The following is a 26,060-nucleotide window of genomic DNA, read 5'->3' on the forward strand; positions in this document are numbered from 1 at the left end:
TCTCGCGACGTGACGGCACGGAGTACGGCCGTACGGAATACTGCCCCCATGCCCCGGGTCAGCTCGGACCAGCTCGCCGCGCGGCGACAGCAGATCCTCGACGGGGCCCGCACCTGCTTCGCCGACCACGGATACGAGGGCGCCACCGTGCGCCGCCTGGAGCAGTCGACCGGCCTGTCCCGTGGCGCGATCTTCCACTACTTCCGGGACAAGGAGGCGCTGTTCCTGGCGCTCGCCGAGGAGGACGCGCAGCGGATGGCCGACGTCGTCGCCGAGCAGGGCCTGGTGCAGGTGATGCGCGACCTGCTGCGCGCCGCGGAGGCGGGTGATGCGGACCGGAGCTGGCTCGGCACCCGGCTCGAGGTCTCCCGGCGGCTGCGCACCGACCCGGACTTCCGCGGCCGCTGGCAGGCCCAGTCGGCCGCGCTCACGGCGGCCACCCGGGAGCGCCTGGAACGGCAGGCGGCGACCGGCTCGCTGCGCGACGACGTGCCGGCCCCGGTGCTCGCCCGCTACCTGGAGCTCGTGTTCGAGGGCCTCATCTCGCACCTCGCCATGGGCCTGCCGGCCGACGACCTGGACGCGGTGCTCGACGTCGTCGAACACGGCGTGCGCGCCGCCGCCCGCCAGCAGGCCTGAGCACGCCCGGTCACTTCCGTCACCGGGTGGGCAGCACCACCGGGTCGTCGACGAGCCGGACGCGCTCCGCGGTCGCCCGCGCCCAGCGCCCCGTCGTCGCGGCCCCGAGCACGACGATCAGCAGGCCGCAGCCGAGCATCACCAGCCAGGAGGGCAGCGCCGCGTCGGTGAGCGACACTCCCCCGCCTGCTCCCGCCGTGGCGATCGTGCCGAGCACGGCGACGCCGAGCGTCGCGCCGACCTGACGGCTCGTGGACGCGACGGCGGCGGCCACGCCGGCCCGCGAGTCCGGCATGCCGGACACCGCCGACGTGGTGATCGGCGCGTTCACGAACCCGAACCCGACGCCGAACACGGCGAACGAGACGACCAGGTACCAGACCGGCGTGGCCGGACCGAGCCCGGTGAACAGCGCGCCCGCCGCGGCGATGCCGGTGCCGCCGATCAGCAGCGGCAGCCGGGTGCCCCGGGATCCGACGAGCCGGCCGGACACCGGTGGCAGCACGGCCGTCATGGCGGCCATCGGCAGGGTCAGCAGGCCGGCGTGCAGCGCCGACCAGCCGCGCACCTGCTGCAGGTAGAGCGCGGACAGGAACAGGAAGCCACCCATCGACGCGAACGCCGCGACGGCGACGACCGTCGCCCCGGTGAACGGGGCGCTGGCGAAGAAGCGCAGGTCGATCAACGGTTCCGGGTGCCGGCGCGCGTGCACGGCGTATCCGGCACCGGACGCGAGCGCGACCGCCACCACGCCGAGGATCAGCGGCGACGTCGGACCGTGCGCGGGCGACTCGATGATCGCGAACGTGACGCCGGCGAGCACGAGCGCCACCAGCACCTGCCCGAGCGGATCGATCCGGCGGGGCCGCTCGGCCCGCGACTCCGGCACGAAGCGGGCCGCGGCCAGGAAGGCCGCCACCACCACCGGCACGTTGATCCAGAAGATGGCCCGCCACCCGGCCGTCGCGACCAGGACGCCACCCAGCAGCGGACCGAGCGCCATCGACAGCCCGATGACCGCGCCCCAGACACCGATCGCCGACGCCCGTTCACGGCGCTCCGTGAACGTGTTCGTGATGATCGACATGGCGACCGGGTTGAGCATCGACCCGCCGACCGCCTGCAGCACGCGCGCCGCGATCAGCGTGCCGGTGCCGGTGGCCACGCTGCACAGCAGCGACCCGAGACCGAACAGCAGCAGCCCGGTGCGGAACACACGCCTGCGACCGATCCGGTCGGCGACCGAACCGGCCAGCATCAGCAGCGCGGCGAGCACCAGCGTGTAGGCGTCGACGGTCCACTGCAGTCCCGTGTAGCCGGCGTGCAGGTCGGTCGCGATCGCCGGCAGCGCCAGGTTGACGATGGTGTTGTCCAGCCCGACCACGAACAGGCTGCAGCAGCAGACGGCCAGGACCCGCAGCCGTCCCCGGCGGTCCAGGTCGTGCATGCGATCCTCCTCGGGCCCGGTCGGAGCGAGCGAACCCTTAGCATGCATCAACTTTCCGCCGGCGTCGGCGTGATGTCCTGCACCCCCGTGTGCTCAGACGGCCGCCGGACGGGCGGTGGTCTCGGCGAACTGCGTCCGGTGCAACGTGGCGTACCGGCCGCCGGCCGCCAGCAGCTCCTCGTGCGTCCCGGTCTCGACGACGACGCCCGCCTCGACGACGGCGATCCGGTCGGCCGCGCGCACGGTGGACAGGCGGTGCGCGATCACGATCGCCGTCCGGCCGACGAGCGCCTCGGCCAGCGCCTCCTGCACCGCGGCCTCGGACTCGGAGTCGAGGTGCGCGGTCGCCTCGTCCAGGATCACCACCCGCGGGCGGGCCAGCAGCAGCCGGGCGATCGTGAGCCGCTGACGTTCCCCGCCGGACAGCCGGTAGCCGCGCTCGCCGACGACCGTGTCCAGACCGTCCGGCAGCGAGTCCAGCAGGTCGCCGAGCCGTGCCCGTCGCAGCGCGTCGACCATCTCGGCCTCGGTCGCGCCCCACGACGCGTAGCGCAGGTTCTCCGCGATCGTCTCGTGGAACAGGTGCCCGTCCTGGGTGACCATGCCGACGTCCCGGCGGATCGCCGAGAACCGCAGGTCACGGACGTCGATGCCGGCCAGTTCGATCGCTCCGGAGTCGACGTCGTACAGGCGCGGGACGAGCGAGGCGATCGTCGACTTGCCCGCGCCGGACGACCCGACGAGTGCCAGCAGCCCGCCACCGGAGATCTCCAGGTCGACCCCGTGCAGCACCTCGCTGTGCACCCGCTGGTCGAGCACCGCGACCTCCTCCAGCGACGCCAGCGACACGTCCTCGGCGCGCGGGTAGGTGAACCGGACATCGCGCAGCCGCACGCCGACCGGTCCGTCCGGCAGGTCGCGCGCGTCGGGCCGCTCGGTGATCGTCGGGCGCAGGTCGAGCACCTCGAAGACCCGCTCGAACGCGACCAACGCCGTCATGATGTCGACGCGCGCGTTCGCCAGCTGGGTCATCGGCGTGTACAGCCGGGTGAGCAACAGCCCGAGCGCGACGACGGTGCCCGCCTGGATCGCGCCGGTCACCGCCAGGTAGCCGCCCAGCCCGTAGATCAGGGCCTGGGCCAGCGCGGACACCAGCGACAGCGCCGTCACGAACAGGCGCGAGACCATGGCCGACCGGACACCGATCGTCCGGACCCTGGCGACCTGCTCGCGGAACTCGTCCGCCTCCCGCTCGGGGTCGCCGAACAGCTTGACCAGCGTCGCGCCCGGCGCGGAGAACCGCTCGGTCATGGTGTTGCCCATCGCGGCGTTGAGGTCCGCGGCCTCACGGCGCAGCTCGGCGATCCAGTTCCCCATCCGCCGGGCGGGCAGCACGAACACCGGCAGCAGCAGGATCGACAGCACGGTGACCTGCCACGCCAGCGTGATCATCACGGCGACGGCCAGCACCAGCTGGATCGAGTTAGCGACGATCACCGACAACGTGGAGGTGATCGCGCTCTGGGCGCCGATCACGTCGTTGTTCAGGCGGCTGACCAGCGCTCCGGTCCGGGTGCGGGCGAAGAACGCGAGCGGCATGGACTGCACGTGGGTGAACACCGCCGACCGCAGGTCCGCGATCAGCCCCTCCCCCACCCGCGAGGAGAACCAGCGCCCGGCCAGGCCGACGATCGCCTCCAGCAGCGCCATGCCCGCGATGCCGACGGCCAGCAGGATCACCGTGCGGGTCGCGTCCGGCAGCTGGTTCGCCGCGACGATCGCGTTCACCACGCGCCCGGCGAGCAGCGGCGTCGCCACGCCGATCACGGCGGTCACCGTCGTCAGCAGCAGGAAGCAGGCCAGCCAGCGCTTGTAGGGGCGGACGAAACCCCAGATCCGGCGCCACGTCCCGGGTGCGATGGGCTTCGGCGCGTCGGCCGACCGGATCACGCCCTGCAGCATCGTCAGCCTGCGGTCCATCGCACTCCCCTCGCCGGTGGTGGTCGGCGACTCACGACGGTACGGCGCGGGACGTAGATCGGCGCGGGATCCGATCGGGGACGACGGACGACGGCGCCGCCGCCACGGGTGGTGGGAACACCCGTGACGGCGGCGCCGTGCGTTTCGACGACCCCGGGGTCGTTACTTCTTCTTGGTGCGCGTGGCTCCGCCGCGACCGCGCAGCGTCACCCCGGTCTCGGTCAGGACCCGGTGCACGAATCCGTACGACCGCCCGGTCTGCTCCGCGAGCGAACGGATGCTCGCACCCTTCTCGTACTTCTTCTTCAGATCGGCGGCGAGCTTGCCCCGCTGGGTACCGGTGATCCGGGCACCCTTCTTCAGATCGGCCATCGGCCCTCCTCATCCCCTCCGCGGATGCCCCCGCGGATCGCCGCCGTGGGCAGCGGCGATCCGGCCATGATGATCCAGAACCCGAGTTCTGGCCAGAACGCCGAGAACGGGATCGGTGAACGGTTACCCCATATGGATCACGTGGAGTTGTGCATCTGCATAGTCGATATCACGATCATGGTCGAGATCAGCTCGACCCGGTCCTGATCGGACCAGCGGATGATCGATTACCGGGGGGTCGGCGCGGCCCAGGAACTCGATTGCTGGTCCGATCAGGTGATTCGTCGAACCGGCCGCTCCCGACGGCCGAGCGAGCCCACTCAGGCCAGCTGCACGAGCTCCAGGTAGTCCTCGGTCCAGTGGTCCTCTGTCCCGTCCGGCAGGACGATCACGCGGTCCGGCTCGAGCGCCTCCACGGCCCCCGGGTCGTGCGTCACGAGCACCACCGCTCCGGCGAAGCGCCGCAACGCGTCCAGCACCTGCTCGCGGCTGGCCGGGTCGAGGTTGTTCGTCGGCTCGTCGAGGAGCAGGACGTTCGCCGCCGACGACACCAGCCCGGCCATCGCCAGCCGGGTGCGCTCACCGCCGGACAGCGTGCCCGCGGGCTGCTCGAGCTGCTCGCCCGAGAACATGAACGTGCCGAGGACGGTGCGCAGGCGCTGCGCGTCGGTGTCCGGCGATGCGTGCCGGATGTTCTCCCAGACCGTCGCGTCCATGTCGAGCGTGTCGTGCTCCTGGGCGAAGTAGCCGGTGCGCAGGCCGTGGCCGGGCACCACCTCGCCGGCGTCCGCGTCCTCGGTGCCGGCGAGCAGGCGCAGCAACGTCGTCTTCCCGGCGCCGTTCAGCCCGAGCACGACGACCTTCGACCCGCGGTCGACGGCGAGGTCGACACCGCTGAAGACCTCCAGCGAGCCGTACGCCTTGGACAGTCCTTCTGCCGTCATCGGCGTACGCCCGCACGGCGCAGGGTCCGGGAACCGGATCTTCGCGACGCGGTCGGCCTGCTGCTCCGGCTCCAGGTTCGCGAGCAGCTCGTCGGCCCGGCGGGCCATGTTCTTCGCCGCGACGGCCTTCGTGGCCTTCGCGCCCATCTTCGCGGCCTGGGTGTGCAGGACGGACGCCTTCTTCTCAGCGTTCGCCCGCTCGCGACGACGGCGCTTCTCGTCCGTCGCGCGCGCCTCCAGGTACCGCTTCCAGTCCATGTTGTACTGATCGGCCTCGCCGCGGGTGGCGTCCAGGAACCAGACCTTGTTCACGACGGCGGCGAGCAGGTCGGTGTCGTGGCTGATCACCACGAGCCCGCCCTCGTGGGCCTGCAGGAACCCGCGCAGCCAGGTGATCGAGTCGGCGTCCAGGTGGTTCGTGGGCTCGTCGAGCAGCAGCGTCGTGGCGCTCTGCGAGCCGCCGTCGGAGGCGGCGAACAGGATCCGGGCCAGCTCGACGCGGCGGCGCTGGCCGCCGGACAGCGTGCGCATGGCCTGGGCGAGCACGCGGGCGGGCAGGCCGAGGTTGGTACAGATCCGGGCCGCCTCGCTCTCCGCCGCGTAGCCGCCGAGGCTCGAGAAGCGCTCCTCCAGCCGTCCGTACTCGCGGACGAGCTTGTCGTTCTCCGTGTCGTCGACGACCTCGGCCATCGCCGTCTGGACCTTCTCCAGCTTGGACAGCAGCGTGTCCAGCCCGCGGGCGGAGAGCACGCGATCCTTGGCGGTGACCGACAGGTCGCCCTCACGCGGGTCCTGGGGCAGGTAGCCGACGGGCGAGTTCGAGCCGACCTGGCCGCTGTAGGGCTCACCCTGGCCGGCCAGCACGCGCATGGTGGTGGTCTTGCCGGCGCCGTTGCGCCCGACGAGACCGATCCGGTCGCCGGGCTGCACGCGCAGCGTGGCGCCGGAGAGCAGGATGCGGGATCCGGCGCGCAGTTCGAGGTCCGATGCGGTGATCACGAGAGAACAGGGCTCCAGAGACGGAGTGCGGTGGGGTGCAGAGAGGACGGGGGCGCACGCGCCTACTCGATCTGGACCACGCATCCAGGGTAGCGGCCGGTTCGACCGGTTTCGCGCCGTAGGGTCCGGCGCATGACCGACCTCACGCTCGCCGGCCGCTCCGCACTCGTCACCGGCGCCAGCCGGGGCATCGGGTACGGGGTCGCCGCCGAACTGCTCGCCCGCGGTGCGTCGGTCACGATCACCGGGCGCAAGCAGCCGGATCTCGACGACGCCGTGGCCTCGCTCGGTTCCCCGGACCGGGTGCTCGCCGTCGCGGGGAACGCCGGCGACGCCGCCCACCGCGCCGACGCCGTCGACCGGGCCGTCGCGCGGTTCGGGTCGCTGGACGTGCTGGTCAACAACGCGGGCATCAACCCGCAGTACGGCCCGCTCGTGGAGGCCGACCTGGGTGCGGTGAGCAAGACGTTCGAGGTCAACGTCGTCGCGGTGCTGGGCTGGGTCCAGGAGGCCTGGCGGGCGTGGATGGCGGCGCACGGCGGCTCGATCGTCAACGTCGCGTCCGTCGCCGGGCTGCGTTCGACGGGCGTGATCGGCGCGTACGGGGCGTCCAAGGCGGCGTTGATCCGCCTCACCGAGGAGCTGGCCGGTCAGATGGGCCCGACGGTCCGGGTGAACGCCGTGGCACCCGCCGTGGTGAAGACCCGCTTCGCGGAGAAGCTCTACGCGCACGACGAGGAGGGGGTGGCGGCCGGCTATCCCCTCAAGCGCCTGGGTGAGCCGTCCGACGTCGCCGCGGCCGTCGCGTTCCTCGCCTCCGCCCAGTCGGGCTGGATCACCGGCGACACCATCCGGGTCGACGGCGGCACGGTCGCCGCGGGCGCCTACCGGAGCGGCTGACCATGATCGGCGGGAGTGGCACCGGCGCGACACGGGTGGCGCGATCCGACCACTCCTGCTGATCACTGCGTCGGGGCCCGGCCACCGGCCCGCCATGATCGACGGAACGGGCACCGGCGCGCCATCGATGGCGTGGTTCGACCGATCGCGCCGATCATGCCGGCGGAGGCTGACCAGTGCCGTGTCGCGCAACGTCGGTGCCGGAATCGGCGGATCCGGGCGTTCGCAGGCACGGCGCCGCCCGCAGCTCCTACCGGGCGTCTTCGCACGGGCGGCAACGCCGCCTGCGGGCGCCCGGGCCTCCGAGATCGGTGCCGGACGTTTCGCGATGCGGCACTAGCCTCGCCGTGTGCCGCCGTCCTCCGCCAACGCCGACGTGCTGGTGCTCGGCGGCGGACCGGCCGGGCGGGCGCTGGCCGGGGAGTGCGCGGCGAGGGGGTTGCGCACGACGCTCGTCGACCCGGCGCCGGACCGGCCGTGGCGGGCCACCTACGGGGCGTGGGACGACGACCTGCCCGGCTCGCTGCCGGACGCGGTCATCGGATCGCGAGCGAGGGCACGGGCGTTCGGCACCGGGCCACACCTGCTCGGTCGCCGGTACGCCGTGCTCGACACGCGGGCACTCCGATCCGTTCTGGACGCGCGGATGGACGGGGTCCACGTCGTCGCGGCGCGTGGCGTCGCCCGCGGGGAAGGAGCGGACACCACGGCCGGACGGATGACGGCGGACGTCGTCGTCGACGCCACCGGCGCGCCACGGCGCGGGAACGTCGCCGAGCAGACCGCGTACGGCGTCGTCGCGCCCGAGGACGCCGCCGCGGAGCTGGTCGCGCCCGGCGAGGCGCTGTTCATGGACTGGCGTCCGGACCACGGGCACGACCGGTGGCCGACGTTCCTCTATGCCGTCCCCTACGGCGACGGGACGGTGCTGCTGGAGGAGACGTCGCTGGCCCGACGGCCCGGACTCGGGCTGCCCGAGCTCCGGGCACGGCTGCGCACCCGCTTGCGACGGTGGGGCATCGAGCCGGGCGAGGACGCGACGGAGGAGCGCGTCCGCTTCCCGGTCGACACACCCCGGGCCCCGGCGGATCCGATCGCGTTCGGTGCCGCCACTCCCCTGGTGCACCCGGCCAGCGGGTTCAGCGTGGCGACGGCCCTGACGCTCGCGCCCCGGGTCGCCGAGGCGCTGAAGGACGGTCTCGACGCCGGCGTCACGGCGAGCGGATCCGGCGCGCACCTGAGCACCGGCGGACCCGGCGTCGACGACGGATCCGGGCCCGTTCCGGGCGCGAGATCGACCGGCGCGGCGGGCCGGTCGAGAACCTCCGGCCGCGACCGAGCCGTCGCGGCGGCACGGGCCGTGCTGTGGTCCCCCGCCGCCGTCGCGGTCCACCAGCTGCGTCGGCACGGGCTGCGGACCGTGCTCGGCCTGCCGCCCGAACTGGTCCCGTCGTTCTTCGAGGCGTTCTTCCGCCTGCCGGAACACCGGTCCCGGGCGTTCCTGTCCGGCCGCGACGATCTCCCCGGGACGGTGGCCGCGATGGCCGGCTTGTTCCGCCATGCGGACCCTGCGGTCCGCGCTCGACTACTGCGATCGGCGGTGTGGCCCGTGGTATCCGGCACAACGCCCGCGGGTGACGTTCCGCGTGCCGGTGCGCGGGACCAGGGCTACCGGTAGTAGCGTCCGGGTACTCGGTACCGGGTACGGCCGGTACCGGGCGGCGCCCGGCTCCCCCTCGACGGGCGCGACCCCGGTCTCGGAGGAGGATTCCGATGTCCGCATACCGCACCATCGTCGTCGGCACCGACGGCTCGGCGACCTCGTTCGCCGCCGTCGAGCGCGCCGCGGGCGTGGCCGCCGACAGCGGCGCCCAGCTCGTCATCGTCTCGGCGTACACCCCGGCCAGCCGCGAGGACACCTCGGCGGCCGAGGACGCGCTGAAGGACGAGGCGTACCTCGTGACCGGCTGGACGCCGGCCGAGGAGGCGCTGCGCGAGGCGTCCGACCGGGCCCAGAGGGTCGGCGCGCCGAAGGTCAGCACGCACGCCGAGGACGGCGCCCCCGTCGACGTGCTGCGCAAGGCCGTCAAGGACCACAACGCCGACCTGCTCGTCGTCGGCAACAAGGGCCTGAACACGTTCTCCGGGCGGCTGCTCGGCTCGGTGCCGTCGGACGCGACCCGGCGCGCCGGGATCGACGTGCTCGTCGTCCACACCAGCTGAGCGTGTCGTCGGGAGGCCCCGAGCCGGACCCGGTCGACTGGTCCGGCATCGACTGGTCGGACCTCGACGGGTCGGTGCTCGACGAGTACATCCTCGGCGCGCCCCGCGAGTTCACCCAGACCGACCTCGTCGAACGCACCGGCCAGGACGGCGAGGAGGCGCACCGGCTGTGGCGGGCGCTGGGGTTCCCGGACCCCGACCCCGGGGAGCGGGTCTTCACCCGCTTCGACGTGGAGGCCGCGCAGGCGGTCGCCCGCCTGAGCGAGCAGTGGCTGCCGGACGCCGCCGTGCGCGAGGCGGTCGCCCGCGCCGTCGCCCAGTCGATGTCCCGGCTGGCCGAGTGGCAGGTCGGGATGCTGGCCCAGATCGTCGCCGCGCGCGTCGGCGAGCTGCGCCCGCGGGAGGCGGCCCGGCTCGCCGCGGACGTGCTGCCGGACCTGGAGCGCCTGCAGTCCTACGTGTGGCGCCGCCACATGGCCGCCGTCGCGTCGCGCTGGATCGCCGGGGCGGCCGACGCGAACCCGGACGAGGTCCGGGCGGACACCTGGCCGATGTCGGTCGGGTTCGCGGACATGGTCGGGTTCACCCGCACCACGCGACGGCGCTCGATGGGCGAGCTGTCCGAGATGATCGAGCGCTTCGGCGCCGTGACCGGCGAGGTGATCGCCGACGGGCGCGGGCGGATCGTCAAGACCGTCGGCGACGAGGTGCTGTTCGTGACCGAGCACCCCGCCGACGCCGCCGCGATCGCGCTCGGCCTGCGCGACCGGGTGGCCGCGGAGCCGTCGCTGCCCCAGCTGCGGATCGGCCTGGCGCACGGCATGGTGCTCACCCGCTACGGCGACGTCTACGGGGAGGTCGTGAACATCGCCGCACGGCTGACGTCGGAGGCCCGGCCGGACACCGCGCTCGTCGACGAGGAGATGCACGACGTGCTGCGCGACGACCCCCGCTTCGACCTGCGCCGCATCTCGCCGCGGACCACGCGCGGCTACTCGCACCTCAAGGCGTGGGTGCTGCGCGCGAACGCTTGACCTGAACCGGGGTCGAGCGTGTTCGGTGTACCCATGTCCGACGTACGGCCCGCCGAGGCCCTGCTGCCCGACACCGACGCGTCCCCGCTCGATCCGCCGTCGCTCGCGTCGTACCTGGACCGGATCGGCGTGACCGGACCGGTGCGGCCGGACCTGGCGACACTGCACCGCATCGTCACCGGCCACACGACGTCGATCCCGTTCGAGGCACTCGACGCCTACACCGGACGCACACCCGATCTGACCGCCGGCGGCCTGACGGCCAAGCTCGTCCGCGGTAGCCGCGGCGGATGGTGCTTCGAGCACAACGGGCTGCTCCGACGGGCGCTGGACGCGGTCGGGTTCCGCACCACCGGCCTGGCCGCGCGCGTGCGGTGGGGCGAGGCCGACACCGCGCCGCCGACCGTCCGCACCCACATGGCGCTGCTCGTCGATCTGCCGGAGGGCACCCACGTCGCCGACGCCGGATTCGGCGGCATGGTCGCCACCGGACCGCTACGACTGGAGCACGGGACGGAGCAGAAGACGCCGCTGGAGCCGTACCGGCTGCTGCGCGGCCCCGCCGAGGTCCCGGGGATCGACGGGGCCGTCACGTGGACCACTCAGGCCCTCGTCGGGGACGCCTGGCGGACGCTGTACACGTTCGAGCTGTCCGCGGCCGCCCAGATCGACTACGAGATGAGCAACTTCTATCTCGTGGCGCACCCGCGATCGCTGTTCCGCGCCAACCTGATCGCGGCGCGGCCGGGAGCGGACCGGCGGACGAACCTGTCGAACCGGACGCTCGCCGTGCACCACCTCGGCGGCCCGAGCGAGCAGACCGATCTCGACTCACCGTCGGCCGTCCGGGACGCGCTGGAGGAGCGCCTCGGGATCGACACGTCGGGCGTCGACGGTCTCGACGCCCGACTGGCCGGACTGTTCTAGACGCGGAAGCCGAGGGCGCGCAGCTGCTCGCGGCCGTCCTCGGTGATCTTCTCCGGGCCCCACGGCGGCATCCAGACCCAGTTGATCCGGACGTCGTCGACGAGCCCGCCGTCCGGGCCGGACGTCAGCGCGGAGCGGGTCTGCTCCTCGATCACGTCCGTCAGCGGGCAGGCCGCCGACGTCAGCGTCATGTCGACGACGGCCGTCGAGCCGTCCTTGTCGATGCCGTAGACCAGCCCGAGGTCGACGACGTTGATCCCCAGCTCGGGGTCGACGACGTCCTTCATGGCCTCGGTGAGGTCCTCGATCACCGAGTCGTCGCCGCCGGCGGCGGCAGGCGGCTCCGGCATCCCGGCCGCGCCGCGCACGACCTCGTCCTCGGTGCTCTGCTCGGTCGTCTCGCTCATGCCGGAGATCCCTCCGTCGCTATCGTCGCGTCGGTCCTGCTCACCGCGTCCTTGAACGCCATCCAGCCCAACAGCGCGCACTTCACGCGCGACGGGTACTTCGAGACGCCGGCGAACGCGATGCCGTCGCCGATCACGTCCTCGTCGCCCTCGACCTGCCCGCGGCTCTGCGCCATCTCCTGGAACGCGGCCATGATCTTCCAGGCCTCGCCGACCGGCTTGCCGGCGACGAGATCGTGCAGCACCGACACCGACGCCTGGCTGATCGAGCAGCCGAGCGTCTCGTAGGACACGTCGGTGACGACGTCCCCGTCCACCTTCACGCGCAACGTCACCTCGTCGCCGCACGTCGGGTTCACGTGGTGCGTCTCGGCGTCGTACGGGTCGCGCAGCCCGGACCCGTGCGGGTCGCGGTAGTGGTCCAGGATGATCTCCTGGTACATCTGCTGCAGCTGCATCTACCTCGCCACCCCGAAGAAGTCCTGGGCTGCGCGGATGCTGTCGGCCAGCTGCGCGGCCTCCTCCACGGTGTTGTACACCGCGAACGACGCGCGCGCCGTGGCCACGATCCCGAACCGCCGGTGCAGGGGCCACGCGCAGTGGTGACCGACGCGGATCGCGATGCCACGGTCGTCGAGCACCTGGCCCAGGTCGTGCGCGTGCACCCCGTCCACCACGAACGACACGGCACCGCCGCGCCCGTCCGTCGTGTCCGGCCCGACCAGCCGCACGCCCGGCACCTCACGGATGCCGTCCAGCGCCACCCGGGTCAGCTCGGCCTCGTGCGCCGCGACGGCGTCCATCCCGATGGCGGACAGGTAGTCCACGGCGGCGCCCAGACCGACGGCCTGCGACGTCATCGGCACGCCGGCCTCGAACTTCTGCGGCGGGGGTGCGTACGTCGACCCCTCCATGTGCACCATCTCGATCATCGAGCCGCCGGTGAGGAACGGCGGCAGCGCCTGGAGCAGCTCGGAGCGGCCCCAGAGCACGCCGACACCGGACGGCCCGAGCATCTTGTGCCCGGAGAACACGGCGAAGTCGACGCCGAGCGCGTGCACGTCCACCGACGAGTGCGGCACCGACTGGCAGGCGTCGAGCACGACGAGCGCGCCGACGTCCTTCGCCTTGCGCACCAGCTGTTCCACCGGCGCGACCGCACCGGTCACATTGGACTGGTGGGTGAACGCGACGACCTTCGTGCGCTCGGAGAGCTCCAGCGAGTCCGCGTCGATCCGACCTTCGTCGGTGACCGAGAACCAGCGCAGCGTGGCACCGGTGCGGCGGCACAGCTCCTGCCAGGGCACGAGGTTCGCGTGGTGCTCCAGCTCGGTGACCACGACCTCGTCCCCCGGCCCGAGCGCGAAGCGTTCGGAGGCGGGGTTGAGACCGTCCCGGATCGAGGCGTTGGACAGCCCGTAGGCGACGAGGTTGATCCCCTCGGTCGCGTTCTTCACGAACACGATCTCGTCCGGACCGGCGCCGACGAACGTGGCGATCCGGGACCGGGCGGACTCGTACTCGTCGGTGGCCTCCTCGGCCAGCTGGTGTGCCCCGCGGTGCACGGCCGCGTTGTGGTTCTCCAGGAACCGGCGCTCCGCGTCCAGCACCTGGCGAGGCCGCTGCGACGTGGCACCGGAGTCCAGGTAGACCAGCGGCTTGTCCTCGCGCACGGTGCGCCCGAGGATCGGGAAGTCCGCCCGGATCCGGGCGACGTCCAGTGTGGACGCCCCCGTCTCGGACAGTGCCGTCATGCCGGGGTCGCCGCCTTCGTGAAGCGCTGGTACCCGTCGCGCTCCAGCTCGTCGGCCAGCTCGGGCCCGCCGGACTCGACGACCCGGCCGTTCGCGAACACGTGCACGTGGTCCGGCGTGATGTGGTTCAGGATCCGCGTGTAGTGCGTGATCAGCAGGACGCCGTTCTCGCCGCTCTCGCGGTACCGGTTCACGCCCTCGGACACGACGCGCAGGGCGTCGACGTCCAGGCCGGAGTCGGTCTCGTCGAGCACCGCGATCTTCGGGTTCAGCAGGCCGAGCTGCAGCACCTCGTGGCGCTTCTTCTCACCGCCGGAGAAGCCCTCGTTCACCGAGCGGTCCGCGAACTCCTGGTCGATGTCGAGGTCGTTCATCGCGTTCTTGACCTCCTTGACCCAGGTCCGCAGCTTCGGCGCCTCGCCACGCACGGCCGTCGCGGCGCTGCGCAGGAAGTTCGCCATCGACACGCCGGGCACCTCGACCGGGTACTGCATGGCCAGGAACAGCCCGGCCCGCGCCCGCTCGTCGACGGTCATCCCGAGCACGTCCTCGCCGTCGAGCAGGACCTGCCCGGACGTGACCTCGTACTTGGGGTGGCCGGCGATCGCGTAGGCCAGAGTGGACTTGCCGGACCCGTTGGGGCCCATGATCGCGTGCGTCTCGCCCGCGCGGATGGTGAGGTTCACCCCGCGCAGGATCTCCTTCGGACCGTCCTCGGTGGTCACCGAGGCGTGCAGGTCCTTGATCTCCAGAGTGGACATCTGTGGTGGTGGCTCCGTCTCTCGGTCAGTATCAGGCGCCCGTCAGGGCGAGCTCGGCCTCGATGGCCTCGTCCAGCCGCTCACGCAGCTCGGGGACGGGGATCCGGTGCAGGATCTCGCGGAAGAACGCGCGCACGACGAGCCGACGGGCGTCGGCCTCGGAGATGCCGCGGCTCTGCAGGTAGAACAGCTGCTCGTCGTCGAACTTGCCGGTGGTGCTGGCGTGCCCGGCGCTGACGATCTCGCCGGTCTCGATCTCCAGGTTCGGGACCGAGTCGGCGCGGGCGTGCTCGGTGAGCACCAGGTTCCGGTTCAGCTCGAACGTCTCGGTGTTCTCGGCCGCCGCGCGGATCAGGACGTCGCCGATCCAGACCGTGTGCGCCGAGTCGCGTGACGTGCTCTGCAGCGCGTTCTTGTAGAACACGTTGGACGTGCAGTTCGGCACCGCGTGGTCGACGAGCAGGCGCTGCTCCAGGTGTTGCCCGGCGTCGGCGAAACCGAGCCCGAGCAGCTCGGCGTCGCCGCCGGGGCCGGAGTACCGGATCGTCGAGCTGACCCGCACCAGGTCGCCACCGAGCTGGACGGCCGTGGCGCGCAGCGTCGCGTCCCGGCCGACCGCGTAGTGCTCCATGCCGACGTGCACGGCGTCGTCCGCCCACTCCTCGGTGACGACGAGCGTCAGCCTCGAGGCGTCGGCGACCACGACCTCCAGGTTGTCGGCGAGCGCGCCGGAACCCCGGTGCTCGAGGACGACCGTCGCCTCGGTGTGCGGCGTCGTGCGGATCTGCAGATGGCCGGCGGCGGTGGCCCCCTGACCCGGGCCGTCCACGGTCACCGTGACCGCGTCGAGCTTCTGGTCGGGGGCGTCCAGCGTGACGATCGTGGCCTCGGCGAACGCCGACCACGCCGCGGCCGCGACCCGGTCGGCGGGAATCCCGCCCTCACCGAGCCGCGAGTCGTCGCGGCCGACGGTCTCGACGGTCACACCGGCGGTCTCCGTGACCGAGACCGGCGCCTTCCCGTCGTACGCCGCCGTGCCGTCGTGCAGGCCCTTGAGCCGGCGCATCGGAGTGAAGCGCCAGTTCTCCTCACGACCGCCGGGGACCTCGAACGCCTCCACGTCGAACGACTGGAACCGCTCCCCCGCGGAGGCGATCGGGACCTCGCCCTGGCCTTCCTTGGCGCCCTTCAGTTCCGGCGCGAGGCCGGCAACGTCCTGGGTCATCCGACGGAGCCCTCCATCTGCAGCTCGATCAGCCGGTTCAGTTCCAGCGCGTACTCCATCGGCAGCTCGCGCGCGATCGGCTCGACGAACCCGCGCACCACCATGGCCATCGCCTCGTCCTCGGTCAGACCACGGCTCATCAGGTAGAAGAGCTGGTCCTCCGAGACCTTCGAGACGGTCGCCTCGTGACCCATCGACACGTCGTCGTTGCGGATGTCGACGTACGGATAGGTGTCCGAGCGTGAGATCGTGTCGACGAGCAGCGCGTCGCACTTCACCGTCGAGCGCGAGTTCTTCGCACGCGGGTTGACCTGGATCAGGCCGCGGTAGGACGTCCGTCCGCCACCGCGCGCCACCGACTTCGAGATGATCGTCGACGACGTGTTCGGCGCCATGTGGACCATCTTCGCGCCGGCGTCCTGGTGCTGGTCCTCGCCCGCGAACGCGATCGAGAGCACCTCGCCCTTGGCGTGCTCGCCCATCAGCCAGACGGCCGGGTACTTCATGGTCACCTTGGAGCCGAGGTTGCCGTCGACCCACTCCATGGTCGCGCCCTCTTCGGCCTTGGCGCGCTTGGTGACGAGGTTGTACACGTTGTTCGACCAGTTCTGGATCGTCGTGTAGCGGCAGCGGCCGCCCTTCTTCACGACGATCTCGACGACGGCCGAGTGCAGCGAGTCGGTCTTGTAGATCGGCGCCGTGCAGCCCTCGACGTAGTGCACGTAGGCACCCTCGTCGACGATGATCAGCGTCCGCTCGAACTGGCCCATGTTCTCGGTGTTGATCCGGAAGTAGGCCTGCAGCGGGATGTCCACGTGCACGCCCGGCGGCACGTAGATGAACGACCCGCCGGACCAGACGGCCGAGTTCAGCGCGGAGAACTTGTTGTCACCGGCCGGGATCACCGAGCCGAAGTACTCCCGGAACAGCTCCGGGTGCTCCTTGAGCCCCGTGTCGGTGTCCAGGAAGATGACGCCCTGCTCCTCGAGGTCCTCACGGATCGAGTGGTAGACGACCTCGGACTCGTACTGCGCCGCGACACCGGCGACCAGGCGGGCCTTCTCCGCCTCCGGGATGCCCAGCTTGTCGTACGTGTTCTTGATGTCCTCGGGCAGGTCCTCCCAGCTGGCGGCCTGCTTCTCCGAGGAGCGCACGAAGTACTTGATGTTGTCGAAGTCGATCCCGGACAGGTCGGAGCCCCACCGCGGCATCGGCTTCGACCCGAAGATGTCCAGCGCCTTCTGCCGGAACTCGAGCATCCATTCGGGCTCGCTCTTCAGGCGGGAGATGTCGGCGACGACGTCCGACGAGAGCCCGCGGCGCGCACTCGCGCCGGCCTCGTCGGAGTCCGCCCAGCCGAAGTCGTACCGGCCGAGCGACGCGATCGTCTCCTCCTGGGTGAGCTCGTCGCGCACATCAGGAGTGGTCGTCATGGAGACTGCCTCCCTTTCGGGACCGTGGGGTCAGGACCCGCCTTCGGCGGGGCCGGCTTCTTCTTCCACCTACCGGGCCTGCATAGGTGGTCGCCGACTCCTCGCACGAGCGGACTCATCCCCATCGTGGTGGTGTCGTGCCGTCCGTCCGAGGAGTTCGGGATCCTCGAGCGGGACGTGTGTGGTGCACGCGGCGTCGCCGCGCGCGATGGTGGCCAGGCGCTGCACGTGGGTCCCCAGGAGCTCGGAGAACGCCTTCGTCTCCGCCTCGCACAGCTCCGGGAACTCGGCCGCCACGTGGGCCACCGGGCAGTGGTGCTGGCAGAGCTGCACGCCGAGCCCGGCCTGCCGGGTCTGGGCGGCGTAGCCGCGGGCGGTCAGCACCCTGGCCAGTGCGTCGGCGCGGTCGTCAGCACCGGTGATCTCGTCGCGGGCGCCGCCGATCAGGTCCAGCACTCGCTTGCGCGCGAACGCGTCCACGGCCTCGGTGCCGGCCCGCTCGGCCAGGAACCGCAGTGCGGAGGACGCCAGGTCGTCGTAGCCGTGCCCGAACCGGACGCGGCCCGCGTCGGTGAGCACGTACTCCTTGGCCGGGCGCCCCCGGCCACGCGGGCGGGCGCTCGGCTGCCGCCTGGCCTCCGCCTCGCCGTCGGTGATCAACGCGTCGAGGTGGCGGCGCACGGCGGGCTCGGTCAGCTCCAGCTCGGACGCGACGACGGCGGCCGTCACCGGCCCCTGCTCCATCAGCAGGCGGGCGACCGCGAGCCGGGTCCGGCCGTCGCCGGCCGCGACGGACGGAACCGGCAGGACGGCGTCCGGCCCGTGCCCGGAGGCAGGGTCGGCAGGCGCCGCGCGGCGGGTCCCGTTCGTTTTCACAACATCAGTGTTGCGGATATCCGCCCGTGAGGCAAAAGCACCCCCCTCGTCGTGACCCGACTCACCCGTACGGCCGGTACGGGGTGCAGGTCCGGACGGTCACCGACGGCCGATAACCTCGGGTGCATGGTGACGCCCGAGATCGCCCCGTCGGGGCGGGAGGACCTGCCCGTCGTCCGGGCGCGGTCGTGGGCGTCGCTGAAGGACCAGGCGAAGATCGCCAGGCGGCTCGGCCTGACCGGGGCGCTGCTGATGGGCGTCAGCGCACTCGGCTCCGGCGCGTTCCCGGTGCCGAACCCGCTGAACGGGCTGCGCGTGCTCGGCCTGCCGAGCCGCAACGTCACCGCCGCGATCGCGGTCACCTACGCCGGGCTCGGCATGGTCGTGCTCGCCTGGCTCTGGATCGCCCGGATGCTCAGCTCGCGCGGGGCCGTCGCGCCCGCCCCGGAGCGTCGCGAGCTCACTCGCACGGCGGTGCTCTGGGCCGTCCCGCTGGCGCTCGCGCCGCCGATGTTCTCCAAGGACATCTACAGCTATCTCGCGCAGTCCGCGACGCTCGCCCGCGGCATCGACCCGTACACGATCGGGCCGGCCCAGGCGCTCGGCATCGGCGATCCGCTGGTCGGCGGCATCCCGACGATCTGGCGGGACACCCCCGCCCCCTACGGCCCGCTCTTCCTCGGACTCGGCCGCGTGATCACGGCCTTGAGCGGGGAGAACGCCGTCCTCGGTGTCTACGAGCACCGGATACTCGCGCTGCTCGGCGTCGCGCTGCTGGTCTGGGTGCTCCCCCGGCTCGCCGAGCGGGCCAACCTGGAGCCGGGGCTCGTCCTCTGGCTGGGCGTGGCGAACCCGCTCGTGCTGTTCCACCTCGTCTCCGGCATCCACAACGAGTCGATCATGGTCAGCCTGATGCTGACCGGCCTGTACGTGGCGCTCGGCAAGGACGACTCGCCGCAACCCTGGTGGAAGATCACGCTCGGCTCGGTCCTGATCGTGTCCGCGGCCGCGGTGAAGCTGCCCGCGCTGCTCGCGCTCGGCTTCGTCGGCGTCTACCTGGTGCGCAAGCGCGGCATGCACGTCCGCGACTGGCTGGTCGTGGGCAGCGGGCTGACCGTCGTGGCGGCCGCCGTGCTCGGCGTGTTCAGCGCGGCCACCGGGCTCGGGTTCAACTGGCTCAAGGGCCTGTCCGCTCCGGGCGAGATCCGCAGCTGGATGTCCGTGTCGACCGACCTGGGGCTGCTGTCGGGCCAGATCGGGCGGCTGCTCGGGCTCGGCGACAGCACCGACGCGACGCTCACGCTGGGTCGCGGGATCGGCGGCGTCGCGATCGGGCTGGTCTGCCTGTACCTGCTGCTGAAATGCCTGCGCGGCACGCTCGACCCGGTGACCGGCACCGGTGCCGGACTGGGCGCCGTGGTGCTGCTCGGACCGGTCGTGCATCCCTGGTACCTGCTGTGGGCGCTGATCCCGCTGACCGCGACGCGGGCGATGCCGCACTACCGACGCGCGATCCTGGCGGTGTCCGTGCTGCTCGCGCTTGTCGTGCCGCCGACCGGTGCCGACTTCATCTTCCGCGCCTACCAGCTGCCGATGTCGATCATCGCCGGGATCGCGATGTTCGCCGTGATGCTGGTCTACGTCCGTCACCAGCTGCGCGCCGCGTCCCGGCAGACGGAGTTCCTGCTGTGACCGCACTGTCCGCCCGTGGCCTGACCAAGAGCTACGGTTCGACGACGGCGCTCGACGGCGTCGACCTGGAGCTCCCGTCCGCCGGGGTGCTGGCACTGCTTGGGCCGAACGGCGCCGGCAAGACGACGACCGTCGAGATCTGCGCCGGCCTGATGCGCCCGGACGCGGGGTCGGTGTCGGTGCTGGGCAGCGACCCGTCGTCGGAGTCGGTGCGCGCGCGGATCGGGACCATGCCGCAGGGCGGCGGCGCCTACCCGGGCGTGCGGGCCGGGGAGATGCTGCGGGTGGTCGCGGCCTGCGCCGCCCGTCCGCTGGACCCGGACTGGCTGCTCGACGTGCTCGGCCTCTCCGGACGGACGCGCATCCCGTACAAGCGGCTGTCCGGTGGCGAGCAGCAGCGGCTGGCGCTGGCGTGCGCCGTCGTCGGACGCCCGGAGCTGGTGTTCCTCGACGAGCCGACGGCCGGGATGGACCCGCAGGCCCGGCACCTGGTGTGGCAGCTCGTCGCGGCCCTGCGCCGGGACGGTGTGGCGGTGCTGCTGACCACGCATCTGATGGAGGAGGCGGAGGCACTCGCCGACGACGTCGTGATCATCGACCACGGCCGGGTCGTCGCGCAGGGCTCCCCCGCCGAGCTGACCGCCGGTGACCAGCAGGAACTCCGTTTCAAGGCCAGGGCCGGGATGGACCTGGAACCGCTGGACCGGAAGCTCCCGGACGGGTACGCGACGTCCGAGACGCTTCCCGGCCGCTACCGGGTGCAGGGCCGGATCGACCCGGCCGCGCTGTCCGCGATCACGTCGTGGTGCGCGGACCAGGGCGTCACCGCCGACGACGTGAAGGTCCACCGCCGAAGCCTCGAGGATGTCTACCTCGACCTGACCGGGCGGGAGCTGCGCTCGTGACCTCGTCCCCCACGTTCGCCGAGGGCACGTTCACGCCCGACCCGGGCCGCGGCTCGCTGCTCGGGATGCTGCGCGCCCAGGCGGGCATCGAGACCCGTCTGGCGCTGCGCAACGGCGAGCAGGTGCTGCTGACGATCCTCATCCCGCTCGTGCTGCTGGTGGGTCTCTCGCTCATCCCGCTGCTCCCGGTGCCCGTGCCCCGGGTGCAGACCGTGCTGCCGTCGATCCTGGCGCTGGCCGTGATGTCGTCGGCGTTCACCAGCCAGGCGATCGCGCTCGGCTTCGACCGGCGCTACGGCGTGCTGCGACGACTGGCCGCGACCGCCCTTCCCCGCTGGCTGCTGGTGTGCGGGCGGCTCGCCGCGGTGCTCGCCGTCGTGGTGCTGCAGGTGATCCTGCTGTGCCTGGTCGGGCTCGTGCTGGGCTGGCGGCCCGGCTCGACCGACCTGGCCGTCGCCGTGCCCGCCGTGCTGCTCGGTGCGGCGGCGTTCGGCGCGCTGGGCATCCTGCTCGGCGGGACGCTGCGTGCGGAGATCACTCTCGCGGTGGCGAACCTGGTCTGGTTCGTGCTGCTCCTGGCCGGCGGCATCGTCATCCCGCTGTCCGTGCTGCCCGGCCCGATGGCCGCGCTCGCGGCGGTGCTGCCGTCCGGTGCCCTGGCCGAGTCCCTCCGCGGGGCGATGGGTGCCGGCCCGTCCGCCGGCGCCGGACCGCTGGTGGTCCTCCTGGTCTGGGCCGTCGTCGCCGGGCTGGTGGCCGCCCGCACCGTCCGCTGGCGCTGACGCACGACGCGGAGCCGGGCACGACGTCTCGAGGCCTGTGATCCCACGGGCTGCGTGCGACGTCGGCCGCGATCGGGCCCTGTGCATCGCGGGTCACGGTGGCAGGACCACGACAGCGTTCCACTCGACGGATCGTGCCGATCGAGTGGAACGTTCGCGTGGCCGTCACGGCCGGAACGTTCCCGCCGATCCTGCCGGCCCGCCGAGCGGAACGTTCGCGCGGACCGGAGCCCCCTGCCCGGTCGCCGGCGCCGCGGGTCGAGAGCGACGCCGTGGTGGGACGGACGACCACAACATCGTGGCGCGCGGACGTGCATACCCGTCGACAGGCACGCAGCGGTCGATGCGACGACGCCATGGTGACGGCCGATAGGACACCGCCCGCCCATCCGGTCCGCTCCTGGTGGTGGCGGACGGTCGCCGGAGCGGCACGACCTACGATGGGGACGTGGCGCGACCCTCCTCGACCTCACGCATCCCGGCGACGCCGCACCCGGTGATGATCGCCCTCGCGATCGCGAACGTGGTGGCGCAGATCGGGATCGCGGTGACCGGGTCGGTGGTCCGGGTGACCGGGTCCGGGCTCGGCTGTCCGACGTGGCCGAACTGCAACCCGGGCAGCCTGATCCCGGTCGCGCACCCCGAGCTGCAGCCGCTGCACCAGTGGATCGAGTTCGGCAATCGGCTGCTCGGCGTGGTGGTGGTGGTCGTCGCGATCGCCTGCCTGCTCGGCGCGCTGACCACCCGGCCCCGACGGCGACGGCTCACCGTGCTCGCGGCGCTCATGCCGGCGGGGGTCCTGGCGCAGGGGGTGATCGGCGGCATCACCGTGCTCGCCGGGCTGTCGTGGTGGAGTGTGATGCCGCACTTCCTCGCGTCGATGGTGCTGGTCTGGCTCTCCGTCCTGCTCGTCTCCGCCGCACGGGAGGGTGACGCCCCGGCCACGCCCGCCGTGCCCGGAGCCGTGCGCGGCCTGGTCGCGGTCAGCACGGCCGTCCTCGCGGCGCTGCTGATCGCCGGAACGCTCGTCACGGCCGCAGGCCCGCACGCGGGGGACGCGGCCACCCCACGACTGGACGTCGCCGTGCCGGGGCTCGCGTCACTGCACGCCGACGTGCTGTTCCTGTACCTGGGCACGCTCGTCGGGCTCGGGTTCGCACTCCGCGCGGTCGGCGCCCCGGCCACACTCGGTCGCCGGTTCGGGGTACTCGTCGCCGTCGTGCTGGCGCAGGGAGCGCTCGGCGGGATCCAGTACGCGCTCGGCGTCCCGGAGCTGCTGGTGTCCCTGCACGTACTGGGCGCCGGCCTGGTGACCGCGGCCGCCTCGTCGGTCTGGTCCGGCACGACGACCCGCCCCGTCCCCGCGACGTCGACGACGCCCACCACCACAACCGACGCCGACCAGCGCCCCCTCGCCGACGCCACCGCCGACCGCCCGTAGCCCGCGCCACCGGATCGCGGGACCGAGACCGGCCCGTGCGCCGACTGGTGATCGACGGCTCCGGAGCGAAGCGTTCGCCCGCCGAACGCCCCGCTCCGCGAACGCGGATCACGGCGATGGCGCGGTCGCGGGCCAGCGCACCTCCAGACGTGCGCCACCGGTGGGCGCAGCAGCGGCCGCGACCGTCCCGCCCCGGCCCCGGACAGCGGCGTCCACCAGGGCCAGGCCCAGGCCGGAGCCGCGGCCCGACTCCGGCTCGAGGCGGGTGAACCGGTCGAACACGCGGGCGCGGTCGGGCCCGGGGATGCCGGGGCCGTCGTCGTCGACGACCAGCCGCACCCACCGCCCGGCCGGCAGGACCGCGATCCGGACCAGACCGCGCGCGTGCCGGGTGCCGTTCTCCAGCAGGTTGTCCAGCACCAGATCGACCTCGGCGGCACCCGCCGCGACGACGGCCGGGCCGGGGGTGATCAGCTCGATCGCCGGTCCGTCAGGGGTCCGCGCCCGCTCCACGGCCGAGCGGGCGGCCGCGACGACGTCCACCGGGCGGGCCTCCGGGCGACGGCCCGCGTCGGCACGGGCGAGCGCCATCAGGCCGTCGAGCAGCACGCTCAGCCGTCGCGCCTCGTGGGCGACCGACCGGAGCGTGTCCTCGGCCATGGCCGGGTCCGGGTGTGCGACGGCGACCTCGGCCTGCGCGCGCAGCGACGCGACCGGCGACCGCAGCTCGTGCGCCGCGTCTCCGGTGAAGCGCTCCAGACGGGAGGCGGCCTCGTCGCGACGGGCGAGCAGCGCGTTGATCTCCCCGGCGAGCGCCTGCAGCTCGTCCCGCGCCGGCGGCACCGGCAGCCGCTCCCCCGGCGCCAGCTCCGCCGCGGCACGGCGCATCCGGTCCACGGGCACCAGCGCGGCCCGCCCGGCCAGCCACGCCGTCAGGGTCACCAGCAGCGCCACAGCGACGGCGGCGAGCAGGAACCCGAGCACCGCCCGTGCCGCGACCACCGGCCCGCCGGCGAACAGGTCCGCGGAGGCCAGCACGAACCACGTCGAACCGTCGGCCGTGACGACCGGCGCCGCCGCCCAGCGGACCGGGCCGACGGGCCCGAGCGTCGTCGCGGGCTCGCCCGCGGACAGCGAGCGCATGGCGTCCTCCCGCACCGGCAGCGGCGGGCCGCCGTCGACGGGGTCACCGGCACGATCGACCACGCGCAGGGACGGACCCACCCGGTCCGCCGTCGCCGAACCCCCGAGCCGCTCCGCCCCGGCGGTGGCGCGGGCGGTCAGGTCGGCGTCGAAGCCGTCGAGCAGCACGTCGAGGGCGAGCCCGGCGCCGAGCCGCCCGAGCGCCAGCAGCGCGACCAGCGCCACCCCGCCGACGGCGAGCGTGATCCGCATGCGCAGCGGGCGGTGGGACCACCAGCGGCGCAGGCGGTTCATGGCGCACCGATCCGGTACCCGCGGCCGCGTTCGGTGTGCACCAGGTCCCCGGCTCCGGCGGCGGCCAGCTTCCGCCGCACGTAGCCGACGTAGACCTCGACGACGTTCAGGCTGACGGCATCGCCGTCGCCCCACACCTGTTCGCGCAGTGCGTCCTTCCCGACCACCGGCCCCGGAAGCGTCACCAGCGCGTGCAGCACCGCGAACTCGCGCGGGGACAACTCGACCGGTGCCCCACCCCACGCGACCGCACCGCTGCCCGGATCCAGCTCCAGCGCACCGACCCGGACCCGCGGAGCCGCACCGGGCGCGTCGCGACGGCGCAGCATCGCCCGCAGCTGCGCGACGAGCACGACGAACGAGAACGGTTTGACCAGGTACCCGTCCGCCCCCAGGTCCAGGCCGTCCGCCTGGTCGATCTCGCCGTCCTTGGCCGAGAGCAGCAGGACCGGGGTGTGCACACCGGCCGCCCGCAGGTGCTCGAGGACCCGGTACCCGGACAGGCCGGGCAGGATGATGTCCAGCACGATCGCGTCGAACGCGCCGGTCAGCGCCGCCTCCAGGCCGGACCGGCCGTCGGCGCACGCCACCACCGTCATGCCCTCGGCGGCCAGCCCGCGCTCCAGCGCGGCACGCACGCCGGGCTCGTCGTCCACCACCAGTACCCGGGTCACGAGCACGACGGTAGGACCTCGCACCGACAAAGACGGCGACGCCGCTCTGAGACCGTCTCAGCCGTCATACGTCAGGCTGTGCGTCATGGGGATGCGAGGACGCCGCCGCGCGGCGTGGACCGGGGGGATCGGGGCGGCCGTCGCCGCGCTCGTCGGGATCGGTGTGGCCGTGGCGCCCGGCGCCACCGCCGCGCAGGCGTTGCCGCCCGTGACGCCGGAGCAGCTCGTCGAGTCCGTCATGACCGCGCCGGACCCGGGGCCGCTGAACGGCACCGTGACCGTCGACAACGCGCTCGGTCTGCCCGCGCTGCCGGGCCTGCCGCAGGCCGCGAACGGCACCAGCACGGCGCGCGTGTGGTCCGGCGGGGACGGCAAGGCCCGCGCGTCGCTGCCGACGGCGCAGGGCGAGAAGACGTTCGTGTCGGACGGCACCACCCGCTGGGCCTACGACTCCGAGGACCGCACCGCGACGAGGAGCCCGCAGCGCGCAGGCGAGAAGCCGGGGCCCGACGCCACGGGACGGGGCGGTGCGGACGCCACCGATCCGGCGGCCGCGTCGCGGACCCTGATCGGCGACCTGCAGAAGACCAGCAACGTCGCCGTCGACGGCACCGGTGAGGTCGCCGGACGCGCCGTCTACCAGCTCGTGCTGACCCCGAAGCCGGGTGAGCGCACGCTGCTGCGCGAGGTGCGGGTCGCGGTGGACGGCGAGAAGCGGATCCCGCTCCAGCTCTCCGTCCTGACCAACGGGTCCGCGGACCCGGCGCTGCAGGCCGGCTTCAGCGACGTGACGTTCGGCCCGCAGGACCCGTCGCTGTTCACGTTCACGCCGCCGCCCGGCACGAAGGTCGAGGACGCGCCGGACCGTGGCGGGGCACCCGACCAGCGACGCGGACCCGGGCAGAAGCCGGACGCGAACACGCCCGGTGGCCCGAAGGTCGTCGGCGACGGCTGGGACACCGTGATCGTCGCGCAGCGGCCAGCCGGGAAGGACCAGCCACAGGGTCAGCAGGAACAGCGGCCGGGACCGGGCGGCCCCGACGGCGGGGTGGACCTGAACTCGCTCGGCACGCCGGTCAGCGGGGCATGGGGCACGGGCCGCCAGATCACGACGGCGGTCGGCTCGGCGATCATCACCGACGACGGCCGGGTCGCCGCCGGTGCGGTGCCGCCGCAGGTGCTCGTCGAGGCACTCGGCACGTGACCGA

The 26,060-nt window shown here is 72.9% G+C and carries 25 protein-coding genes; 12 read left to right on the top strand and 13 right to left on the bottom strand.

Annotation, left to right across the window (positions count from 1 at the left end; translation table 11 throughout):
• Positions 1-48 precede the first annotated feature (48 nt).
• Positions 49-639 carry a TetR/AcrR family transcriptional regulator gene (locus EV378_RS00625; protein WP_132420809.1) on the top strand — a complete coding sequence of 197 codons (591 nt, stop codon included), beginning with the start codon at positions 49-51 and terminating at the stop codon, positions 637-639.
• Between the two features lie 19 nt (positions 640-658).
• Here EV378_RS00625 and EV378_RS00630 read toward each other — a convergent pair whose 3' ends face one another.
• The 3 genes from EV378_RS00630 to EV378_RS00640 form a co-directional block, all read right to left on the bottom strand.
• The gene (locus EV378_RS00630; RefSeq protein WP_132420811.1) at positions 659-2,086 is read right to left on the bottom strand and encodes an MFS transporter; all 1,428 of its coding nucleotides are present in this window, start codon (positions 2,084-2,086) and stop codon (positions 659-661) included.
• 93 nt (positions 2,087-2,179) lie between these two features.
• Positions 2,180-4,066, bottom strand: a complete 1,887-nt coding sequence (locus EV378_RS00635; protein WP_132420813.1) for an ABC transporter ATP-binding protein — start codon at positions 4,064-4,066, stop codon at positions 2,180-2,182.
• A 162-nt stretch (positions 4,067-4,228) separates the two neighbouring features.
• A complete protein-coding gene (locus tag EV378_RS00640) occupies positions 4,229-4,438 on the bottom strand; it encodes a helix-turn-helix domain-containing protein (protein ID WP_132420815.1) in 210 nt (69 codons plus the stop codon).
• 24 nt (positions 4,439-4,462) lie between these two features.
• Between EV378_RS00640 and EV378_RS00645 the strand changes: the two genes are divergently transcribed.
• Positions 4,463-4,645 (top strand): hypothetical protein, encoded by a 183-nt coding sequence (locus tag EV378_RS00645; RefSeq protein WP_132420817.1) that lies wholly within the window; start codon positions 4,463-4,465, stop codon positions 4,643-4,645.
• Between the two features lie 113 nt (positions 4,646-4,758).
• Here EV378_RS00645 and EV378_RS00650 read toward each other — a convergent pair whose 3' ends face one another.
• Positions 4,759-6,381, bottom strand: coding sequence for an ABC-F family ATP-binding cassette domain-containing protein (locus EV378_RS00650; protein ID WP_132420819.1), 1,623 nt, complete (start codon positions 6,379-6,381; stop codon positions 4,759-4,761).
• Between the two features lie 132 nt (positions 6,382-6,513).
• Between EV378_RS00650 and EV378_RS00655 the strand changes: the two genes are divergently transcribed.
• The 5 genes from EV378_RS00655 (at position 6,514) to EV378_RS00675 (ending at position 11,465) form a co-directional block, all read left to right on the top strand.
• A complete protein-coding gene (locus EV378_RS00655) occupies positions 6,514-7,281 on the top strand; it encodes an SDR family oxidoreductase (RefSeq protein WP_132420820.1) in 768 nt (255 codons plus the stop codon).
• A 349-nt stretch (positions 7,282-7,630) separates the two neighbouring features.
• Positions 7,631-8,959, top strand: coding sequence for a lycopene cyclase family protein (locus EV378_RS00660; protein ID WP_132420821.1), 1,329 nt, complete (start codon positions 7,631-7,633; stop codon positions 8,957-8,959).
• Between the two features lie 95 nt (positions 8,960-9,054).
• Positions 9,055-9,504 (top strand): universal stress protein, encoded by a 450-nt coding sequence (locus tag EV378_RS00665; RefSeq protein WP_132420822.1) that lies wholly within the window; start codon positions 9,055-9,057, stop codon positions 9,502-9,504.
• A 2-nt stretch (positions 9,505-9,506) separates the two neighbouring features.
• Complete coding sequence (locus EV378_RS00670) at positions 9,507-10,538, top strand: adenylate/guanylate cyclase domain-containing protein (RefSeq protein WP_243653201.1); 1,032 nt, start codon at positions 9,507-9,509, stop codon at positions 10,536-10,538.
• Between the two features lie 33 nt (positions 10,539-10,571).
• Positions 10,572-11,465, top strand: a complete 894-nt coding sequence (locus EV378_RS00675) for an arylamine N-acetyltransferase family protein (RefSeq protein WP_132420823.1) — start codon at positions 10,572-10,574, stop codon at positions 11,463-11,465.
• On the opposite strand, the gene EV378_RS00680 is transcribed toward EV378_RS00675, so the two are convergent.
• The 7 genes from EV378_RS00680 to EV378_RS00710 form a co-directional block, all read right to left on the bottom strand.
• Positions 11,462-11,872, bottom strand: coding sequence for a metal-sulfur cluster assembly factor (locus EV378_RS00680; RefSeq protein ID WP_132420824.1), 411 nt, complete (start codon positions 11,870-11,872; stop codon positions 11,462-11,464). The two genes, EV378_RS00675 and EV378_RS00680, sit on opposite strands and share 4 nt — an antisense overlap.
• Positions 11,869-12,330 (bottom strand): Fe-S cluster assembly sulfur transfer protein SufU, encoded by a 462-nt coding sequence (gene sufU, locus EV378_RS00685; protein WP_132420825.1) that lies wholly within the window; start codon positions 12,328-12,330, stop codon positions 11,869-11,871. The genes EV378_RS00680 and sufU overlap by 4 nt, the downstream gene beginning before the upstream one ends.
• On the bottom strand, positions 12,331-13,626 hold the full coding sequence (locus tag EV378_RS00690) for a cysteine desulfurase (RefSeq protein ID WP_132420826.1): 1,296 nt from the start codon (positions 13,624-13,626) through the stop codon (positions 12,331-12,333).
• The gene (gene sufC, locus EV378_RS00695; RefSeq protein WP_132420827.1) at positions 13,623-14,387 is read right to left on the bottom strand and encodes a Fe-S cluster assembly ATPase SufC; all 765 of its coding nucleotides are present in this window, start codon (positions 14,385-14,387) and stop codon (positions 13,623-13,625) included. The genes EV378_RS00690 and sufC overlap by 4 nt, the downstream gene beginning before the upstream one ends.
• 31 nt (positions 14,388-14,418) lie before the next feature.
• Entirely contained in the window at positions 14,419-15,612 is a 1,194-nt protein-coding gene (gene sufD / locus EV378_RS00700; protein ID WP_132420828.1) for a Fe-S cluster assembly protein SufD, read from the bottom strand.
• Positions 15,609-17,045, bottom strand: coding sequence for a Fe-S cluster assembly protein SufB (gene sufB / locus EV378_RS00705; protein ID WP_132420829.1), 1,437 nt, complete (start codon positions 17,043-17,045; stop codon positions 15,609-15,611). Before sufB ends, sufD begins: the two co-directional genes overlap by 4 nt.
• Positions 17,046-17,114: 69 nt before the next feature.
• Positions 17,115-17,921, bottom strand: a complete 807-nt coding sequence (locus EV378_RS00710; protein ID WP_424511198.1) for a helix-turn-helix transcriptional regulator — start codon at positions 17,919-17,921, stop codon at positions 17,115-17,117.
• Positions 17,922-18,047: 126 nt separating this feature from the next.
• On the opposite strand from EV378_RS00710, the gene mptB reads away from it, so the two are divergent.
• The 4 genes from mptB to EV378_RS00730 all read left to right on the top strand — a co-directional run bounded on the left by mptB (position 18,048) and on the right by EV378_RS00730 (position 22,741).
• Complete coding sequence (gene mptB, locus EV378_RS35735) at positions 18,048-19,613, top strand: polyprenol phosphomannose-dependent alpha 1,6 mannosyltransferase MptB (RefSeq protein WP_132420830.1); 1,566 nt, start codon at positions 18,048-18,050, stop codon at positions 19,611-19,613.
• Positions 19,614-19,618: 5 nt separating this feature from the next.
• A complete protein-coding gene (locus tag EV378_RS00720; RefSeq protein ID WP_132427191.1) occupies positions 19,619-20,518 on the top strand; it encodes an ABC transporter ATP-binding protein in 900 nt (299 codons plus the stop codon).
• A complete protein-coding gene (locus EV378_RS00725; protein WP_243653202.1) occupies positions 20,515-21,300 on the top strand; it encodes an ABC transporter permease in 786 nt (261 codons plus the stop codon). Before EV378_RS00720 ends, EV378_RS00725 begins: the two co-directional genes overlap by 4 nt.
• A 448-nt stretch (positions 21,301-21,748) precedes the next feature.
• Positions 21,749-22,741 carry a COX15/CtaA family protein gene (locus EV378_RS00730; RefSeq protein ID WP_243653203.1) on the top strand — a complete coding sequence of 331 codons (993 nt, stop codon included), beginning with the start codon at positions 21,749-21,751 and terminating at the stop codon, positions 22,739-22,741.
• Between the two features lie 108 nt (positions 22,742-22,849).
• Here EV378_RS00730 and EV378_RS00735 read toward each other — a convergent pair whose 3' ends face one another.
• Both EV378_RS00735 and EV378_RS00740 read right to left on the bottom strand, forming a co-directional pair.
• Complete coding sequence (locus EV378_RS00735) at positions 22,850-24,178, bottom strand: sensor histidine kinase (protein WP_132420831.1); 1,329 nt, start codon at positions 24,176-24,178, stop codon at positions 22,850-22,852.
• Positions 24,175-24,852, bottom strand: coding sequence for a response regulator transcription factor (locus EV378_RS00740; RefSeq protein WP_132420832.1), 678 nt, complete (start codon positions 24,850-24,852; stop codon positions 24,175-24,177). The genes EV378_RS00735 and EV378_RS00740 overlap by 4 nt, the downstream gene beginning before the upstream one ends.
• Before the next feature lie 85 nt (positions 24,853-24,937).
• On the opposite strand from EV378_RS00740, the gene EV378_RS00745 reads away from it, so the two are divergent.
• Positions 24,938-26,056: a LolA family protein gene (locus tag EV378_RS00745; protein ID WP_243653204.1), complete on the top strand. Its 1,119-nt coding sequence runs from the start codon at positions 24,938-24,940 to the stop codon at positions 26,054-26,056.
• The last annotated feature ends 4 nt before the right edge of the window (positions 26,057-26,060 follow it).

Origin of the sequence: Pseudonocardia endophytica (genome assembly GCF_004339565.1) — a bacterium.
Lineage (GTDB): Bacteria > Actinomycetota > Actinomycetes > Mycobacteriales > Pseudonocardiaceae > Pseudonocardia > Pseudonocardia endophytica.